This window comes from Glycomyces terrestris, assembly GCF_003933745.1.
Lineage (GTDB): Bacteria > Actinomycetota > Actinomycetes > Mycobacteriales > Micromonosporaceae > Glycomyces > Glycomyces terrestris.
The window spans coordinates 226,700-245,006 of record NZ_RSEB01000006.1; the positions used below are offsets into that span (position 1 = coordinate 226,700).

At 73.0% G+C, this 18,307-nt stretch carries 16 protein-coding genes; 12 read left to right on the forward strand and 4 right to left on the reverse strand.

The window, feature by feature from the left end; genetic code table 11:
- Positions 1–113: 113 nt before the first annotated feature.
- Positions 114–953 (reverse strand): BKACE family enzyme, encoded by an 840-nt coding sequence (locus EIW28_RS21155; protein ID WP_125249696.1) that lies wholly within the window; start codon positions 951–953, stop codon positions 114–116.
- Positions 950–2,401 (reverse strand): KamA family radical SAM protein, encoded by a 1,452-nt coding sequence (locus EIW28_RS21160; protein ID WP_125249697.1) that lies wholly within the window; start codon positions 2,399–2,401, stop codon positions 950–952. The genes EIW28_RS21155 and EIW28_RS21160 overlap by 4 nt, the downstream gene beginning before the upstream one ends.
- 180 nt (positions 2,402–2,581) lie before the next feature.
- Between EIW28_RS21160 and kdd the strand changes: the two genes are divergently transcribed.
- The 9 genes from kdd (at position 2,582) to abc-f (ending at position 12,767) form a co-directional block, all read left to right on the forward strand.
- Positions 2,582–3,631: an L-erythro-3,5-diaminohexanoate dehydrogenase gene (kdd, locus tag EIW28_RS21165; protein WP_125249698.1), complete on the forward strand. Its 1,050-nt coding sequence runs from the start codon at positions 2,582–2,584 to the stop codon at positions 3,629–3,631.
- Position 3,632: 1 nt separating this feature from the next.
- Positions 3,633–5,219, forward strand: coding sequence for a lysine 5,6-aminomutase subunit alpha (gene kamD / locus EIW28_RS21170; RefSeq protein WP_125249699.1), 1,587 nt, complete (start codon positions 3,633–3,635; stop codon positions 5,217–5,219).
- Positions 5,216–5,962 (forward strand): lysine 5,6-aminomutase subunit beta, encoded by a 747-nt coding sequence (kamE, locus tag EIW28_RS21175; protein WP_125249700.1) that lies wholly within the window; start codon positions 5,216–5,218, stop codon positions 5,960–5,962. Before kamD ends, kamE begins: the two co-directional genes overlap by 4 nt.
- Positions 5,959–6,339: a 3-aminobutyryl-CoA ammonia lyase gene (gene kal / locus EIW28_RS21180; RefSeq protein ID WP_125249701.1), complete on the forward strand. Its 381-nt coding sequence runs from the start codon at positions 5,959–5,961 to the stop codon at positions 6,337–6,339. The genes kamE and kal overlap by 4 nt, the downstream gene beginning before the upstream one ends.
- Complete coding sequence (locus EIW28_RS21185; protein WP_232014102.1) at positions 6,336–7,664, forward strand: glutamate mutase L; 1,329 nt, start codon at positions 6,336–6,338, stop codon at positions 7,662–7,664. The genes kal and EIW28_RS21185 overlap by 4 nt, the downstream gene beginning before the upstream one ends.
- Before the next feature lie 136 nt (positions 7,665–7,800).
- Positions 7,801–8,286, forward strand: a complete 486-nt coding sequence (locus EIW28_RS21190; protein WP_125249702.1) for a cation:proton antiporter regulatory subunit — start codon at positions 7,801–7,803, stop codon at positions 8,284–8,286.
- Positions 8,286–9,476: a cation:proton antiporter gene (locus tag EIW28_RS21195; protein ID WP_125249703.1), complete on the forward strand. Its 1,191-nt coding sequence runs from the start codon at positions 8,286–8,288 to the stop codon at positions 9,474–9,476. Before EIW28_RS21190 ends, EIW28_RS21195 begins: the two co-directional genes overlap by 1 nt.
- 105 nt (positions 9,477–9,581) lie before the next feature.
- Complete coding sequence (locus EIW28_RS21200) at positions 9,582–10,904, forward strand: M20/M25/M40 family metallo-hydrolase (protein ID WP_125249704.1); 1,323 nt, start codon at positions 9,582–9,584, stop codon at positions 10,902–10,904.
- Positions 10,905–11,150: 246 nt separating this feature from the next.
- Positions 11,151–12,767: a ribosomal protection-like ABC-F family protein gene (gene abc-f / locus EIW28_RS21205; protein WP_125249705.1), complete on the forward strand. Its 1,617-nt coding sequence runs from the start codon at positions 11,151–11,153 to the stop codon at positions 12,765–12,767.
- Between the two features lie 8 nt (positions 12,768–12,775).
- On the opposite strand, the gene EIW28_RS21210 is transcribed toward abc-f, so the two are convergent.
- The gene (locus EIW28_RS21210; protein WP_125249706.1) at positions 12,776–13,612 is read right to left on the reverse strand and encodes a helix-turn-helix domain-containing protein; all 837 of its coding nucleotides are present in this window, start codon (positions 13,610–13,612) and stop codon (positions 12,776–12,778) included.
- 76 nt (positions 13,613–13,688) lie between these two features.
- On the opposite strand from EIW28_RS21210, the gene EIW28_RS21215 reads away from it, so the two are divergent.
- Positions 13,689–14,171, forward strand: coding sequence for a VOC family protein (locus tag EIW28_RS21215; protein ID WP_125249707.1), 483 nt, complete (start codon positions 13,689–13,691; stop codon positions 14,169–14,171).
- 35 nt (positions 14,172–14,206) lie between these two features.
- Here the strand turns inward: EIW28_RS21215 and EIW28_RS21220 are convergent, their stop codons facing one another.
- Positions 14,207–15,181: an aldo/keto reductase gene (locus tag EIW28_RS21220; protein WP_125249708.1), complete on the reverse strand. Its 975-nt coding sequence runs from the start codon at positions 15,179–15,181 to the stop codon at positions 14,207–14,209.
- 117 nt (positions 15,182–15,298) lie between these two features.
- On the opposite strand from EIW28_RS21220, the gene mshC reads away from it, so the two are divergent.
- Together mshC and EIW28_RS21230 are read left to right on the forward strand one after the other, a co-directional pair.
- Entirely contained in the window at positions 15,299–16,540 is a 1,242-nt protein-coding gene (gene mshC / locus EIW28_RS21225) for a cysteine--1-D-myo-inosityl 2-amino-2-deoxy-alpha-D-glucopyranoside ligase (protein ID WP_125249709.1), read from the forward strand.
- A gap of 71 nt (positions 16,541–16,611) precedes the next feature.
- Complete coding sequence (locus EIW28_RS21230; RefSeq protein WP_125249710.1) at positions 16,612–18,267, forward strand: enoyl-CoA hydratase-related protein; 1,656 nt, start codon at positions 16,612–16,614, stop codon at positions 18,265–18,267.
- Positions 18,268–18,307 lie beyond the last annotated feature (40 nt).

Consider the following 18,307-nt stretch of genomic DNA (forward strand, 5'->3'; position numbering starts at 1 on the left):
TTGTCGGTCGGATCCCCGCGGCGGGACAGACTTGCCAAGGAAGCCTCCTGTTTATGAACCTTGTTGCGGAACAACAGATTCAACAGGAGGCTTCCTCAGTTCGTAAACACGACCTAGTCGGCGTCGCGCATCCGCAGCAGCTTGCGCGCCTCCACGGTCGTGATCGCCGGGCGCTGCGCCAGCGCCGCGGCCGCCGCCGCGCGGGCGACCAGCTGGTCGTTGCCCGTCACGGCCTGGCGCCGCGCGAACGACACCGTGTCCTCCATGCCCACGCGCAGGTGCCCGCCGTGGGCGAGCGCGGCGAACATGACCGGCAGCGTGGTGCGCCCGATCCCGGTGGCGGAGAACGTGGTCCCCTCCGGCAGGTAGCGGCGGACCCCTTCGGCGAACGCCGTCACCGTCGAGGCGTCCCCCGCGGCCCCGCCGGGCACGCCGAGCACGAAGTCGACGTGCACGTGCTCGCCGAACGGCAGCCCGTGCCGGTCGAGCAGGCGCTCCAGCGCCGCGAGGTGCCCGAGGTCGAACAGCTCGTACTCGGGCACGACCGCGAGCTCCCGCATCCGCTCGTGCAGGCGGACCACGAACTCCCAGCGGTTGGTGAACACGTCGTCGCCGAAGTTCACCGTGCCCATCGTGCAGGAGGCCATGTCCGGTTCGGCGTCGAGGACCGCGAGGCGGGCCTCCTCGCCGTCGCGGACCGAACCGCCCGTGGAGAGCTGCACGATCAGGTCCGTGGCGTCCTTGAGGGCCGCGACGGCGTCGCGCAGCCGCACCGGGTCCAGCGTCGGCTTCGCGTCGTCGTCGCGCAGGTGCACGTGGATGATCGACGCGCCCGCCCGCTCGCACGCCACGGCCGCGGCGACCAGCTCGTCGAGCGTCACCGGCAGGGCCGGGACCTCGGCCTTGTCGACCTCGGCCCCGGTGGGCGCCACCGTGATCAGGGTTCCGGTCATACGAGGTCCGCGGCCTCGTGCTGGGCCGCCGAGGCCCGCCGGGACCGGACCGCCGCGGCGTCCCCGGCCTCCTTGACCTCCCTGGGGGCGTGCATGTTCGCCCACCACTGCTGGCCGGCCTTCGGCAGCGTGTCGATCGGGTCGTAGAACGGGTAGCGGCGGGTGAGCGCGTCGGGGTCGTCGGCCTCGATCGAGGTCCGGTAGTTCTTCGTCCAGTACGAGATGCCCAGCTCCCGGTCGTACTCGGAGAGCTGGTGCACCCAGCGCTTGCCGACCATCGGCACGTCGCAGATGATCCGCGGCGTCGCGTACCCGGGCAGGTAGCCCATGATCGCGGTCTGGAGCTCCTGCGCCTGCGCGACCGAGGTCCGCCAGTGCTCGGCGTTGGGGATCATGTCGCACATGTAGAAGTAGTACGGCAGGATGTTCGCCTCGCCCTGGAGCGCGAAGCACAGGTCGAGCAGGTCGGCCTGGGTGTCGTTGACGCCGCGCATGAGCACGCCCTGGTTGCGCACGTCGCGCACGCCCGCGTCGAGCATCGCCGCCGCGGCCCGCGCCACCGCCGGGGTCACCGAGTTGACGTGGTTGACGTGGGTGTGGATCGCGAGGTTCACGCCCTGCCCGGCCGCGCGCTTCGCGACCCGAGCCATGCCGTCGACGACCTCCTCCTGGAGCCAGTGCTGCGGCAGCCCCATGAGCGCCTTGGTCGCCAGGCGGATATCGCGGATGGTCTCGACGTCCAGGAGCCGGTCGAGGAACGCCTCCAGCTGCTTCCACGGCAGGTTCGCCACGTCGCCGCCGGAGACGACCACGTCCCGCACGCCCGGGTGGGCCCGGAGGTAGTCGAGGATCGCCGTCTGCCGGTCGACGGGCTTGAGCGACAGCCGCCGCTTGTCCACGGTGGGGGTGGAGTTGCCGACCAGGTCCATGCGGGTGCAGTGCCCGCAGTACTGCGGGCAGGTCGACAGGAGCTCGGCGAGGACCTTCGTGGGGTAGCGGTGGGTCAGGCCCTCGACCGCCCACATGTCGTGCTCGTGCAGCGAGTCGCGCGCCGCGAAGGGGTGGGAAGGCCAGTCGGTGCGCCGGTCGGAGGCGACGGGGAGCATGTAGCGGCGCACGGGGTCGGCGTAGAACGCGTCCGTCCACGAGCCCGCGCCGGTCTCCTCGACCGCCGGGACCATCGTGTTGAGCATCTGCGGCGGCAGCAGCATCGACATCGTCGCGCTCTGCGCGATGTCGGCCTCCAGATCCTCGTAGAAGGACTCGTGGAGCCGGTCGCCGAGCACGGCCCGCAGCTGCTTCACGTTCTTCACGCAGTGCACGCGCTGCCACTGCGCCGAGGCCCAGTCGGCCTCGGTCACGCCGGCCCAGCCGGGGAACCGGGTCCAGTCCGGCTCGACCAGCTCGCGCCGCCGGTACTGGTACGGCTGCTCGATCATCTTGGGCATTGTCGCCTCGAATGGTCGATCGGCCACGTTCTCACCTCCATGTCCGGGATGTTCGGCCCGGGGAAACGTCGCGGCGGGGGTAGACCGCCTTGTGACGAGGATAACCTTCCGTTACAGTTGCTCGCTAGGTCTCGCATATTGAGATTCGATCAACTCCGTATCACCAGAAGGGCGGCAACGATGTCGACAGGCTCACCCGTCGGATCGCACCGAGTCGTCAGCCCCGCCGGGTCCCTGCCACAAGCGGCCGACCGGCTCGACCCCGACCCCGAGATCGCCGACGACGAGGTCCGCGTCAGCGTCGAGCGCCTCAACCTCGACGCGGCCTCCTACCGGCAGCTCCACACCAAGCACGGCGGCGACGGCGACGCCATCCGCGCCGAGGTCCTCGCGATCGTCGCCGAGCGCGGCAAGATGCAGAACCCCGTCACCGGCTCCGGCGGCATGCTCATCGGCACCGTCGACGCCGTCGGCCCCCGCTCGCCGCTCGGCCTCAAACCCGGCCAGAAGATCGCCACCCTCGTCTCCCTCACCCTCACCCCGCTGCGCATCACCGACCGGTTGGAGCGCTGGGACGGCAGGTCCGAGCAGGTCCCCGCAGCCGGTACCGCCATCCTCTTCGGCCGTTCCATCGCCGCCCCGATCCCCGACGACATGCCCGAAGCCCTCGCGCTCGCCGTCTTCGACGTGTGCGGCGCCCCCGCCCTCGTCCGCCGCGTCGTCTCCCGCCGCTCCCACTCGGGCCCCACGGTCGCGGTCCTCGGCGCCGCCGGCAAGTCCGGCTCCCTCTCCCTCGCCGCCGCCAAGGACGCCCGCGCCGCCAAGGTCGTCGCCGTCGTCCGCGACCAGATCGAGGCCGCTCAGATGCGCCGCCTCGGACTCGCCGACGAGATCGCCGTCGCCGACGCCACCGACCCGCTCCAGCTCTCCCGCGCGGTGAACGAGGCCCTCGGCGGCCGCGGCGCCGACGTCACCGTCGTCTGCGTCGACGTCCCCGGCTGCGAGCACGGCGCCATCCTCGCCACCGCGACCGGCGGCACCGTCGTGTTCTTCTCCATGGCCACCTCCTTCCCGCAGGCCGCCCTCGGCGCCGAAGGGCTCGCCGCCGACGTCGAGATGCTCATCGGCAACGGCTACGTCCCCGGCCACGCCGACTACGCCCTCCACCTCATGAACGCCCGCCCGCGCCTCAAAGAGCTGTTCACCGCCCGCGTCGGAAAGCAGGACTGACATGACCGGACCGCTCCTGCCGCTCGACGCCGGACTCGTCGCCCGGGCCCGCGCGCTCGCCGCCGAGGCCGCCCAGCCCGTCGTGGACCTCGCCCGCAGCCACACCACCGTCTCCGTCGAACGCGCCACCCTCCGCCTCGCCGGCCTCACCGGCGCCGACCCCGACGGCATCCCCTGGGTCAACCGCCTCGCCGACGCCGTCCAAGCGCAGGTCGGCATCGAGCACGGCATCGCCCTGCCGGTCTTCCACGCGCTCAAGGACTTCCCCGACCTCGAACGCCTCGCCCACGCCGCCGCCGCGGGCGGCGTCCGCTTCGCGCTCCCGGACGGCCGCGCCGCGCGAGCGGCCCGCGACCGCGCGAGCAGCGCCGTCGGCGCCGGCTTCGACCGCATCGACGCCTCCCGCGCCACCCGCTCGCAGCTCGTCGCCGAGATCGGCGACCCGCCCCAGCGCCCCTGGATCTACCTCATCGTCGCCACCGGCGACATCTACGAGGACATCCCGCAGGCCCAGGCCGCCGCGAAGGCCGGCGCCGACGTCATCGCCGTCATCCGCTCCACCGGGCAGTCCCTCCTGGACTACGTCCCCGAAGGCGCCACCCGCGAGGGCTTCGCCGGCACCTACGCCACCGGCGAGAACTTCCGGCTCATGCGCGCCGCCCTGGACGAGACCTCCCGCGAGGTCGGCCGCTACATCCGCCTCACCAACTACGCGTCCGGGCTCTGCATGCCCGAGATCGCCGCGCTCGCCGGCATGAACCGGCTCGACATGATGCTCAACGACTCCATGTACGGCATCCTGTTCCGCGACATCAACCCCATCCGCACCTTCGTGGACCAGCGCTTCAGCCGCCAGGTCCACGCCCGCGCCGGCATCATCATCAACACCGGCGAGGACAACTACCTCACCACCGCGGACGCGGTCGAGGCCGCGCACACCGTCACCGTCTCCCAGCTGCTCAACGAGCGCTTCGCCCACGAGGCCGGGCTCCCCGACGAACTGCTCGGCCTCGGGCACGCCTTCGAGATCAACCCCGAAGTGCCCGAGTCGTTCCGGCTCGAACTCGCGCACGCGCTCCTGGCCCGCCAGCTGTTCCCCGACGCGCCGCTCAAGTGGATGCCGCCGACCAAGCACATGACCGGCGACGTGTTCCGCGGCAACCTCCTCGACGGCTTCTTCAACCTCGCCGGGGTCATGACCGGGCAGTCGATCCTCCTGGTGGGCATGATGACCGAAGCGGTCGTCACCCCGTGGCTCTCCGACCGCGACATCGCCCTCCAGAACGTCCGCTACGTCCTCAGCGCCTGCGCCGGCCTCGCCGAGGACTTCCACCCGCCCGCCGACGGCTTCATCGCCACGCGCGCGAACCACGTCCTCGGCGAAGCGGTCGACCTCCTCGAACGCATCCGCGACGACGGCCTCCTCAACGCCATCGCCGACGGCACCTTCGGCATCATGAAGCGCCCCGCCGACGGCGGCCGCGGCCTCGACGGCGTCGCGAAGCGCGCCGACGACTACTGGAACCCGGCCGTCGCGATCCTCGACCAAGGAAGCACCGCCCCGATCCCGGACGGAGACCCCGCATGAGCCGCATCGTCCGCCCCTACGGCGACACCACCGGCGACGGCATGGTGCAGCTGTCCTTCACCCTGCCCGTCCCGCACGACAAGCGCGCCGAGGGCGCCGCCCTCCAGCTCGCCGCCAAGATGGGCATCGACGGCGCGATGCTCGTGCACGCCAAGCCCATCGGCGAGTCCTACACGTTCTTCGTCGTCTACGGCGCCAGCACCCACCTCGTCAACCTCGACGAGGTCCAGGTCGTCGAGCGCGACTATCCGCACCTGAGCCCCAAGGAGGTCAACGACGCCGTCCGCGAGAAGCTCGGCCGCAAGCTCACCGTCGTCGGCGCCTGCATCGGGACCGACGCCCACACCGTCGGCATCGACGCGATCCTCAACATCAAGGGCGTCGCGGGGGAGAAGGGCCTGGAGTACTACCGCGAACTGCGCGTGGTCAACCTCGGCGCCCAGGTCGCCGTCCCCGACCTCGTCAACCGCGCCGTGGACGAAGGCGCCGACGCCGTCCTCGTCAGCCAGGTCGTGACCCAGAAGGACGCCCACCTCCACAACACCCGCGAGATGTCGGCCGCGTTCCGCGAGGCGCTCCCGCCCGGCAAGCGCCCGCTCCTGGTCGTCGGCGGCCCCCGCTTCGACGAGTCCGCCGCCGCCGACCTCGGCGTCGACCGGATCTTCAGCCGCGGCACCATGCCCTCCGACGTCGCCTCCTACCTCGTCCACCGCCTCGTCTTCACCAACCGGGAGACCGCATGACCGACCACAACGGCGCCACGGTGACCCACCGCCGCTACATCCCCTACTCGCACGCCCACTACGGCGGGAACCTCGTCGACGGCGCCTACGGGCTCGGCCTCTTCGGCGACGTCGCCACCGAGCTGTGCATCCTCACCGACGGCGACGAGGGCCTCTTCGCCTCCTACTCAGACGTCCAGTTCAAGGCCCCCGTCCGGGCCGGCGACGTCGTCGAGGCCACCGCGGTCGTCGTCCGCACCGGCACCCGCTCCCGCACCGTCGAGTTCACCCTCACCGTCGTCTGCCGCGCCGAGCCCGAGCGCGGCGACTCGGCCGCCCGGGTCCTCGCCGAGCCCATCGTCGCCACCACGGCGACCGGCACCGTCGTGGTCCCGTGACCGACGTGATCGTCTGCGTCGACGTCGGCTCCACCTACACCAAGGCTGCCGCCGTCGACGCGGACACCGGCGCGCTCGCCGGCGCCGCCTCGCACCCGACCACGCTCGGCACCGACGTCATGGACGGCCTCCGGGCCGCCGTCGACGCCGCCCTCCCCAAGGGCGCCAAAGCGATCGACACGCTCGTCTGCTCCTCCGCGGGCGGCGGCCTGCGCCTCGCCGTCATCGGCAACGAGCCCCTGGTCACCGCGCGCGCCGCCTACCGGGCCGGCCTGAGCGCCGGCGCCCGCGTGGTCGACGTGCGCGCCGGGACCCTCGCCGCCGGCGACTTCGCGGCCCTCGCCGCCGCCCGGCCCGACGTGATCCTCCTGGCCGGCGGCACCGACGGCGGCGACGAGACCGTCCTGCGCGCCCACGCCGCCGGCCTCGCCGCCTCCGGCCTCCGCACCCCGGTCGTCCTGGCGGGCAACGCGCGCGCCAGCGCCGACGTGACCGCCGTCCTGGAGTCCGCCGGCGTCCCGGTCACCGCCGTCGGGAACGTCCTCCCGCGCATCGGCGCCCTCGACCCCCTCCCGGCCCGCACCGCGCTCCGCGAGGTCTTCCTGCGCCACGTCATCGCCGGCAAGCACCTCTCCGCCAGCGCCGACTTCACCCGCATGGTCAAGGCCGCCACCCCCGACGCCGTCCTGACCGGCGTGGAACTGCTCGCCGAGCGCACCGGCGACCTCCTCGTGGTCGACGTCGGCGGCGCCACCACCGACGTCTACTCCGTCCTCACCCCCGACGCCGAACTCCAGGGCCCGCGCGCCGAGGTCGCCGGGACCGCCTGGCGCTCAAGGACCGTCGAAGGCGACCTCGGCGTCCGACACACCGCCGTCGGCATCGCCGAGGCCGCCGCCGACGAGGACCTGGCCGCCGACCCGGACCTGCCCGAGGCCGCCCGCCGCCGCGCCGCCGACCCCGCCTTCCGGGCCGGCGACGACCGCGAACGCGCCCTCGACCGGGAGCTGAGCGCGCTCGCCGCCCGCATCGCCGTCCGCCGCCACGCCCGCGGCGAGCGCATCGGCGGCCCCACCGAACCGCTGCGCGGCGGCAAGGACCTCGCCGCCGTCGGCACCGTCGTCGGCTCCGGCGGCGTCCTGCGCCGCGACCCCGGGGCCGCCGACTGGCTGCGCGAGGCCGTCGGCGCCGACACCTCCGGCGGCGTGCGGCCGCCGAAGGACGCCCGCTTCACCGTCGACGCCGACTACCGCCTCGCCCCCGCCGGGCTCCTCGCCGCCGCCGGCCGCGGCGACCTGGCCGCGCGCCTGCTCGCCGACCTGTAGCGGCCCCTCGACCGCCCGGCGGCGCCTGCCGGGCGGTCATGTGCGCGTGAAGCCGCAGGCCGCACCGGGCGCGGCGCGGTTCGGCCCCCGGTGCTGTACGGTTCGGTGCGTATCCCACACAAAAGGAGTGATCGCAGTGGACGTGGAGCGCACCGAGCTGCCCGGTATCGGCGTGCGGTTCGAATTCGAGACGAAGCGGCACGTGCGCCTCGGGATCGTCGCCCACCGGGAGGGCCGCCGCGACTTCATCATCTACGACCCCGACGATCCGGACTCGATGCTCGACTGCATCGTGTTCTCCGCCGACGAGTCCGCCGCGATCGGCGAGCTCCTCGGCGGCGCCCGCATCGTCGAGAAGCTCAACCGGCTTCACCACGAGATCGACAACCTCGTGTCCCAGCAGCTCAAGGTCGGCGCCACCAGCCCCTACGCCGAGCGGCCCCTCGGCGACACCCGCGCCCGCACCCGCACCGGCGCCTCCATCGTCGCGATCGTGCGCGCCGACGGCGTCGAGACCGGCCCGCCGCCCTCGGCGATCCTCCACGTCGGGGACCGGCTCGTGACCATCGGGACGCAGGAAGCGGTCGAAGGCGTGGACAAGATCCTGCGCGGGATCGAGTAATGCACGGAACCGTCGAGCTCCTCCTCGAACTCGGCCTCCTCGTAGGAGCCCTCGGCCTCCTCGGAGCCATCGCCGGCAAGGCCGGCATCTCAGCCATCCCGCTCTACCTCATCGCCGGACTCGCCTTCGGGCACGGCGGCATCTACGAGATGCACGCGATCACCGGCTTCCTCGACGTCGGCGCCGAAGTCGGCGTCGTCCTCCTCCTGTTCACCCTCGGCCTCGAGTACACCCCGCGCGAACTGCTCGGCACGATGAAGACCTCCTGGCTCGGCGCCGTGGTCGACCTCGTGCTCAACGCCGCCCCCGGCGTCGCGTGCGCGCTCCTCCTCGGCTGGGGCCCGATCGCCGCCGTCGTCTTCGGCGGCGTCACGTACGTGTCCTCCTCGGGCATCATCGCGAAGGTCCTCACCGACCTCGGCTGGCTCGGCAACCGCGAGACCCCCACGGTCCTCGCGCTGCTGGTCGCCGAGGACATGATCATGGCCCTGTACCTGCCGATCCTCACCACCCTCCTCGCCGGCCTCGCGTTCGCGCAGGCCGCCTCGGGCCTGGGGATCGCGCTGCTGGCCGTCGCCGGCGCGTTCGTGGTCGCCTCCCGCTTCGGCGGCCTCCTCTCGCGGTTCCTCGAGTCCCCGAACGACGAGATCCTGCTGCTCAAGGTCATGGGCATCGTCCTGGTCATCGCCGGCCTCGCCGAGCAGGTCCACGTCTCGGCCGCCGTCGGCGCGTTCATCGTCGGCATGGCGCTCTCCGGCGAGGTCTCGCGCCAGGCCGAGGAGACGCTGGAGCCGCTGAAGAACCTGTTCGCGGCGATCTTCTTCGTCAACTTCGGCCTGGAGACCGACCCGTCGGCGCTCCCGCCGGTGCTGCCGGTCGCGATCGCGCTCGCGGTCGTCACGATCGCCACGAAGTTCGCCACGGGCTGGTGGGCCGCCGGAAGGAGCGGCTCGGCGTTCACCGGCAAGCTCAGAGCCGGGCTCGTCCTGCTGCCGCGGGGCGAGTTCTCGATCGTCATCGCCGGACTCGGCGTCGCGGCCGGCCTCGACTCGCAGCTCGGGTCGGTGGCCGCGGCGTACGTGCTCATCCTCGCGGCCGTGGGCCCGCTCGCCCCGCGCCTGGCGGGCCCGATCGTCGCCAAGCGCCGCAAGAAGGCCCGCGCGAAGCGCCTCGCGGAGGCCGCCGTGTGACCGCCGGTGGCGGGAGCGCGCGGTCGCCGGCGGGGCCGGAGTGAAGACTGCGACTCCCGCCACCGCACGGTGCGAACCGTTATGCGGGCTTGATACAACTCAGGGATGGCTGAAACCGCGAACCCGCCCCGCCCCGAAGACGAGGTCGTCGACATCGCCCGCGACCTGATCCGCATCGACACGACGAACACCGGCGACAACGCGACCGCGAAGGGGGAGCGCGCCGCCGCCGAGTACGTCGCCGCGATGCTCGCCGAAGTCGGCCTCGAACCGAAGATCTACGAGTCGGCCCCCGGCCGCGCCTCCGTCGCGTGCCGCTTCCCCGGCGCCGACCCCTCCCGCGGGGCCCTCCTCGTCCACGGCCACCTCGACGTCGTCCCCGCCGAGGCCGGCGAGTGGTCCGTCCACCCCTTCAGCGGCGAGATCAAGGACGGCTACCTCTTCGGCCGCGGCGCGGTCGACATGAAGGACTTCGACGCCATGCTCATCGCGCTCGTGCGCGACTGGAAGCGCACCGGGAAGGTCCCCCCGCGCGACCTCGTCCTGCTCTTCACCGCCGACGAGGAGGCCGGCTCCGACTACGGCGCCCGCTTCATGGTCGAGGAGCACCCCGAGGTCTTCGAAGGCGTCACCGAAGCGGTCGGCGAGGTCGGCGGCTTCTCCATGACCCTCCCGAACGACCTGCGCGTCTACGTCGTCCAGACCGCCGAGAAGGGCCTCGACTGGCTCCGCCTGCGCGCCTCCGGCCGCCCCGGCCACGGCTCGATGCTCCACGACGACAACGCCGTCACCCGCCTCGCCCGCGCCGTCGCCAACATCGGCGGGCACGAGTTCCCGGTCGAGATGACCCCCACCGTCCGCCAGTTCCTGGAGTCGGTCTCCGAGCTCACCGGCGTCGAGTTCGACCCCGCGAACCCCGACGAGGCCGTCGCCAAGCTCGGCCCGATCGCCCGCCTCGTCGGCGCGACCCTCCGCAACACCGCGAACCCGACCCGCCTGAACGCCGGGTACAAGACGAACGTCATCCCCTCCGCCGCCGAGGCCGTCATCGACTGCCGGTCCCTGCCCGGCCGCAACGACGAGCTCGAGGCCACCCTCAAGGAGCTCGCCGGCGCCGGCATCGACTTCGAGTACGAGATCCGCCAGCCCGGCTACGAGACCTCCTTCGACGGCGCCCTCGTCGACGCCATGGCCGAGGCCATCCGCCTCGCCGACCCCGGCGCCCGCACCGTCCCGTACATGCTCTCGGGCGGCACCGACGCCAAGGCGTTCGCCACCCTCGGCATCCGCTGCTTCGGCTTCGCGCCCCTCCAGCTCCCCGCCGACCTCGACTTCACCGCCCTGTTCCACGGCATCGACGAGCGCGTCCCGATCTCGGGCCTCCAGTTCGGCGTCGACGTCATGGACCGCTTCGTCTCCCGGTCCTAGCGATTCCGGCCCCGGGCCGGTGAGCACGCTCACGGGCCCGGGCCCCGCCGTGCTCTGGACAGCCGCTCCCGGACCGGCTTACAATCGTCCGCGATGTTGATTTTCTTCTCCTAGAAGCAGCCAGGTCGCCGCGTCGAGCCCCGCTCCGCCCGACCGCAACGGCACGCCTCCTCACATGCAGCCCTGAGCTTCGCATCCGCGTGCCCGCACTTCCCGTTCTTCCCCGACTGCTTCCGGAGGGCGCGCATGCTCCGCCACGTACATCTGTCCCTTGTAGACGTCTCCAAGCGCTACGCCGACCACCTCGTCCTCGACCGGGTCTCCTTCGCCGTCAAGCCCGGCGAACGCCTCGGCGTCGTCGGCGACAACGGCTCCGGCAAGTCCACCCTGCTCCGGCTCCTCGCGCGGACCGAGGAGCCCGACAACGGCGACCTCACCGTCGCCTCCCCCGGAGGCGTCGGCTACCTGCCGCAGCAGCTCGACCTGCCCGAGGACCGCACCGTCGCCGACGCGATCGACCTCGCCCTGGCCGACCTCCGCGAGATCGAGGCCGCCATGCGCGAGACCGAGCAGGCGCTCGCCGACGACCCGCGGGCCGCCGAGACCTACGCCGGCCTCCTCGCGCGCTTCGAGGCCCGCGACGGCTGGGACGCCGACCTCCGCGTCGACCTGGCCCTGGCCGCCCTCGGCCTGCCCGGGCTCGACCGCGCCCGCCCGCTCGGGACCCTCTCGGGCGGCGAGCGCTCCCGCCTCATGCTGGCCGCGACCCTCGCGTCCCGCCCGGCCCTGCTCCTGCTCGACGAGCCGTCCAACGACCTCGACGACGACGCCGTCGCCTGGCTCGAAGCCCAGCTGCGGGACTGGTCCGGCACCGTCGTGGCCGTCACCCACGACCGGGCCTTCCTCGAGGCCGTCACCACCACCATGATCGAGGTCGCCGACCGCAAGGCCCGCCGCTACGGCAACGGCTACGCCGGCTACCTCACCGCGAAGGAGACCGAACGCCGCCAGGCCCAGGCCGCCTACGAGCAGTGGACCGCCGAGGTCGCCCGCCAGCAGGGCATCGTCGACCACAACGCCGGCCGCGCCGGCGCCATCCCGCGCAAGCTCCCGATGGCGAACATGTCCACCGGGGCCTTCCGGTCCCGCAGCCGCAGCCACGGTGCCCAGAGCCGCATCAAGGTCGCCAAGCAGCAGCTCGAACGCCTGCGCGCCAACGCCGTCGCGCCGCCGCCCGAACCGCTCCGCTTCGAGCCGGCGCTGGCCGCGGCCACCGCCGCGACCGACGCGCCCGCGCTGCGGCTCCGCGGCGTCCGCGTCGGCGACCGGCTCAAGGTCCCCGAGCTGACCGTGGCGCGCGGCGAGCGCGTCCTCGTCACCGGGCCGAACGGCGCCGGCAAGACCACGCTCATGCGGGTCCTCGCCGGCGAGCTCGCGCCCGACGAGGGCGAGGCCGAGCGCACCGGCGCGGTCGGCCACCTGCGCCAGCTCGCCGGGCCCGGCTCGGGCCGCACGTCCGTCCTGCGGGCCTTCGCCGCGGGCCGCGCCGGCACGCTCGAGGAGCACGCCGAGGCGCTGCTCGCCCTGGGGCTGTTCGCACCCGAGCAGTTCGGGAAGGAGGTCGCGGCCCTGTCCACGGGCCAGCGCCGCCGCCTCGAACTCGCCCGGCTCGTGTCCCGCCCGGTCGACGTCCTCCTCCTGGACGAGCCGACGAACCACCTGTCGCCGGTCCTCGCCGAGGAGCTCCAGGAGGCCCTGGCCTCCTACACCGGCACGGTGGTCCTGGTCAGCCACGACCGCCGGCTCCGGGCCTCCTTCGCGGGCCGGCGCCTGGAGATGGACTCCGGCGCGATCGCCGCCTGACCTGCCGGTCAGCGGTGGGCCATCACCAGTTCCCGTGCGGCCGAGGCGCACTGCGAGGCGTACTCGGCCGGCGGGAACCCGATGAGGTCCTTGAAGTCGTGCGTGAAGTGGGCCTGGTCCGTCCAGCCGAGCTCGGCCGCCAGCCGGGCCAGGTCCGCGCCCGGGTCGGCCGCGAGCCGGTCGGCCGCGTCGTGGAGCCGGTACCGGCACAGCAGCGCCTTCGGGCCCAGCCCGATGTACGCCTGGAACAGCCGCTGGAGCGCCTTCGGCGTCGTGAAGCACCGCGCCGCCACCTGGTCGACCCGCGTGAGCGACCGGTCCTCGAGCATCACCGCGACGATCCGCAGCAGCTCCCCGTACCGCTCGTCCTCCCGCTCGGGCATCCGCTCCAGCAGGAACCGCGACACCAGGTCCGCCGCGCGCTCGTCGCCGCCGCCCATGACGGCCGCGTTCAGCTCGTCCGCGGCGGGCCCGAAGAACCGGGCCGCCCCGGCGACCCAGTCGGCGACCGCGGCCGCCTCGACCCCCGTGAACGCCGTGAACCCGCCGGGCCGGAACTTCGCCCCGAACACCCGGCCCGCGCCGGCGAGCGGATGCCGCGACACCGCCAGCCCCGGGCCGTGCACCTCTGCGCCGAGCCCCGGCATGAAACTCAGGTTCACGCACGGGTGGGGGACCACCACCGACTCGTACCGCGTCCCCTCCGGCAGGTCCCAGCGCACCGACCAGAACCGCTCCACGTACCGGCCCAGCGGCCCCGACACCGGGAACCGCCGCAGGTCGATGTGCCGGGCCGCCTCCTGCGGCCGCAGTATGCCCTTGTCGCTCGCCGTCGGTCCCGTCATGCCCCCGAATCTAACCCCGCCCACCGACGTCGCGTTTTTACAAGCGCCCGCCCCCGCCCGCGGCGAGACTGGGGGCATGAGCGAATCCAAGGTGAACCCGATCCCCGCCGGCTACCACTCGATCACGCCGTTCATCGTCGTCAAGGACGGCGCCAAGGCGATCGACTGGTACGGCGAGGTGTTCGGCGCACAGGTCCTGACCCGCAACGACATGCCCGACGGCACCGTCGCGCACTGCGAGCTCCAGATCGGCGACTCGATCCTCCAGCTCGGCGACGTCAACCCCGCCTGGGGTATGGCCGAACCCGACCCCGAGCAGATCACCGCCTCGCTCGTCCTCTACGTCGAGGACTGCGACGCGGTCTACGCCAAGGCCGTCGAGGCCGGCGCCGTCGTCCGCGAGGAGCCCGCCGTGTTCCTCACCGGCGACCGGTACGCCTCCATCGCCGACCCGTTCGGCCGCCGCTGGTCGATCATGACCCGCGTCGAGGACGTCTCCCGCGAGGAGGGCGAGCGCCGCGTCGACGAGTGGATCGCCTCCATGGGCGGCCAGGAGTAGCCGGACCCGCCGCAGGCGGCGAGTCCGCCTGCGGCTCAGTAGCTCTCGGGATACCCCACGGTCGGCGCCGACACGTCGTCGAGCGCCAAGCGGATCTCCGGGGGCAGGAACAGCTGCTCGGCCGCGAGCGAGGCCCGCAGCTGCGTCGCGTTCCGCGCGCCCACGATCGCCGAGGCCACGCCCGGCTGGTCCCGCACCCACGCCAGCGCCACCTCCAGCGGGCTCACCCCGAGCCCCTCGGCCGCCGTCGCGCACGCCTCCACGATCCCCGCCGACCGCTCGTCCAGGTACGCGCCCGCGAACCGCGACCACTGCGCCGACACCGCCCGCGAGTCCGCCGGCCGCCCGAACCGGTACTTGCCCGTCAGCACGCCCCGGCCCAGCGGCGACCACGCCAGCACCCCCAGCTCCATCGCCAGGCACGCCGGCAGCACCTCCCGTTCGACCCCGCGCTGGAGCAGCGAGTACTCGACCTCGCTCGCGACGATCGGCGTCCGCCCCGGCCACGCCGCCTGCCACGCGTACGCGCGCGCCGTCTGCCAGCCCGTGTGGTTCGACAGGCCCACGTACCGGACCTTCCCGCTCGACACCGCCCCGTCGAGCACCGACATCGTCTCCTCCAGCGGCGTGTCCGGGTCGTACACGTGCAGGATCCACAGGTCGATGTAGTCGGTCCCGAGGCGCCGCAGCGACCCCTCCAGCGACCGCATGAGCCATCCCCGCGAGGTGTCCCGCTTGCGCGGGGCCCCGTCGGTGCGCACGCCGGCCTTCGTCGCGATGTGCAGCTCCGAGCGCGCGACCACCTTCCCGATGAGCTGCCCGATCGCCGCCTCCGCCATGCCCTGCCCGAACACGTCGGCGGTGTCCACGAGCGTGCCGCCGGCCTCCACGAACGTCTGGAGCTGCGCGGCCGCGTCCTCAAGGCCCGCTTCGTCAGTGGTCCACGTCATGGTCCCCAGGCCGAGGGAGGAGACCTCGATGCCGCTGCGTCCAAGTGGTCGGCGTTCCATGGGTTCACAAGGTACCTCCAACGTGATTCGCGGGAAAGCCTCAGGTGCGCATGAGACCTCGCTCCCGATCGCACCGGCGCTGGCCGCCCGGCCGGATTCCGAAATAGGATCGCGGGCATGGAATCCTGGACCGCACCGCACGTACCCGCCCTGCCCGGCCACGGCCCCGCCCTGCGCCTGCACGACACCGCGACCGCGGGCCCGCGCGAGACGGTCGCCCCCGACGCCGAGCGCGCCACCATGTACGTGTGCGGCATCACCCCCTACGACGCGACGCACCTGGGCCACGCGGCCACCATGATCACGTTCGACCTCGTGCACCGCTACTGGCTCGACCAGGGCATCGACGTGCACTACGCGCAGAACGTGACCGACGTCGACGAGCCGCTGTTCGAGCGCGCCGAGCGCGACGGCACCGACTGGCAGGTCCTCGGCCTGCGCGAGACCGCCCTCTACCGCGAGGACATGGAGGCCCTCCAGGTCCTCCCGCCCCGCCACTACATCGGCGCGGTCGAGTCCATCCCGTCCGTCGGCAAGGCCGTCGCCCAGCTGCTGGAACAGGGCGCCGCCTACCGGCACGAGTCCGGCGACGTCTACTACGCCGTCGCGGCCGACCCGTTCTTCGGCGCCGAGTCGAACTACGACCGCGCCACGATGCTCTCCTACGCCCGCGAGCGCGGCGGCGACCCCGACCGCGAGGGCAAGCGCGACCCGCTCGACCCGATCCTGTGGAACGCCCCGCGCGAGGGCGAGCCGTCCTGGGACACCGAGGCCGGCCCCGGCCGCCCCGGCTGGCACATCGAGTGCGCCTGCATCGCCCTGGACTACCTCGGCGAGCAGATCGACGTCCAGGGCGGCGGCTCCGACCTGATCTACCCCCACCACGAGATGTCGGCCGCGCACGCCCAGTCCCTGACCGGCAAGCGGCCCTTCGCGAACGCGTACGTGCACACCGGCATGATCGGCCTCGACGGCGAGAAGATGTCGAAGTCCCTCGGGAACCTCGTGTTCGTCTCCAAGCTCCGCGCCGAGGGCGTCGACCCCTCCGCGGTGCGCCTGGCCCTCATGGCCCAGCACTACCGGTCCGACCGGCAGTGGAGCGCCGCCGTCCTCGCCGAGGCCGAACTGCGCCTGGGCCGCTGGCGCGAGGCCGCCTCCCGCGAGCTCGCCGTCCCCGCCGGGTCGGTCCTGACGGCCGTCCGCGAGCGCCTCGCCGACGATCTCGACACCCCCGGCGCACTCTCCGTGATCGACGCCTGGGCCGAGGAGACCCTTGCCGCAGGTGGCGAGGACCCTTCGGCTCCGGCCCTCGCCCGCGACACGATCGGAGGATTGCTCGGCATAGACTGCACGCGCTGATTGTGCGAAATGCCGAGTATCGGTACGCTTTTCACTGAGCGTGGCCGACTCCCCATCCTCCTGGAGTCGAATTGAAGATCCTGCTGCTGGCGTCCGGTTTCAACGGGCTGACTCAGCGTGTCTGGTGCGCCCTCCGCGAGCAGGGGCACGACGTCGGCGTGGAACTCGCCCCGGCCCACGAGGCCCCCGAGTCGCTGACCGCCGCGGTGGAGCGGGTCGACCCCGACCTCATCCTGTGCCCCTTCCTCAAGCACCGCGTCCCCGAGGACGTGTGGCGCCGCTGGACCACCGTCATCGTCCACCCCGGCCCGGTGGGCGACCGGGGCCCCTCCTCGCTCGACCACGCCCTCCTCGGGCAGAGCCCGCGCTGGGGCGTCACCGCCCTCTCGGCGGTCGAGGAGATGGACGCGGGCCCGGTCTGGGCCTCCTTCACGTTCGACGTCCCCGAGGGCATCACCAAGTCCGCGCTCTACAACAGCCGCGTCGCCGACGCCGCCATGGACTGCGTCGCCGCCGTCGTCCGCAAGGTCGCCGCGGGGGAGCGGCCCAAACCCGCCGACGAGCACCCGCGCGCCGTCCCCGGCACCGGCGAACTCCCGCTGCTGCGCCGCCCCGCGTTCGCGCTCGACTGGCGCGCCCCCGCCGCCGAGCTCGCCCGCCGCATCGCCGCCGCCGACGGCGCCCCCGGCGCGCCCGCCGAGCTCAACGGCCAGACCTACTGCCTCTTCGACGCCGCCGTCGCCGACGAGCACACCGGCGCCGAACCGGGCGCGATCGTCGGCCGCGACGCCGAGGCCCTCGCCTTCGCCACCGGCCGCGGCATCCTCTGGGTCGGCTACGCCGCCACCCTCGACCGCCGCCGCGGCCCCAAGCTCCCCGCCGCGATGGTCATCGACCCCAAGGACGCCCCCTTCAAGGCCGCGCCCGCCGCCATCGCCGAGACGGCCTACCGCCGCGAAGGCGACATCGGCTACCTCCGGATCCGCTCCTACAACGGCGCCATGCACACCGAGCAGTGCCGCCGCCTCACCCAGGCGGTCGGGAAGGCCCTCGCCGAGGACACCCGCATCCTCGTCCTCACCGGCACCGAGCACGCCTTCTCCAACGGCATCCACCTCGGCGTCATCGACGCCGCCCCCGACCCCGCCGCCGAGGCGTGGGACAACATCAACGCCATCGACGACCTGTGCGAGGCGATCGCGGGCGCCGACCAGCTCACCGTCGCCGCGTTCACCGCGAACGCCGGCGCCGGCGGCGTCATGGCCGGGCTGTGCGCCGACGTCACCGTCGCCCGCGACGGCGTCGTCCTCAACCCCTACTACGACATGGGCATCTACGGCTCCGAGCTGCACACCTGGTCGGTCGCCGACCGCATCGGGGAGCAGGCCGCCGCGCGCCTCCTCGGCGACAAGCTCCCCGTCTCGGCCGCCGAGGCCGCCCGCATGGGCCTCATCGGCGCCGTCGGGCCCCGCGACTGGGAGGAGTTCCAGCGCTGGCTGCGCGCGGTCGCGATCGGCTACAACGAGCCGGTCACGCGCGGGCGGATGTTCGCCGCGAAGGCCCGCCGCCGCGCCGACTCGAAGCCGATGTCGTACTACCGCACGATCGAGCTGGCCGAGATGGCCCGCGACATGTTCGACGACCGGCACGGCTTCCACGGCAAGCGCCGCGCCTTCCTGGGCAAGTCGGCCCCGGCCGAGACGCCAGCGAAACTGCGCTTCAGTTGAAATCGGGAGTGCGTTGACAGGCCGCGTCCCACCTGGTGGA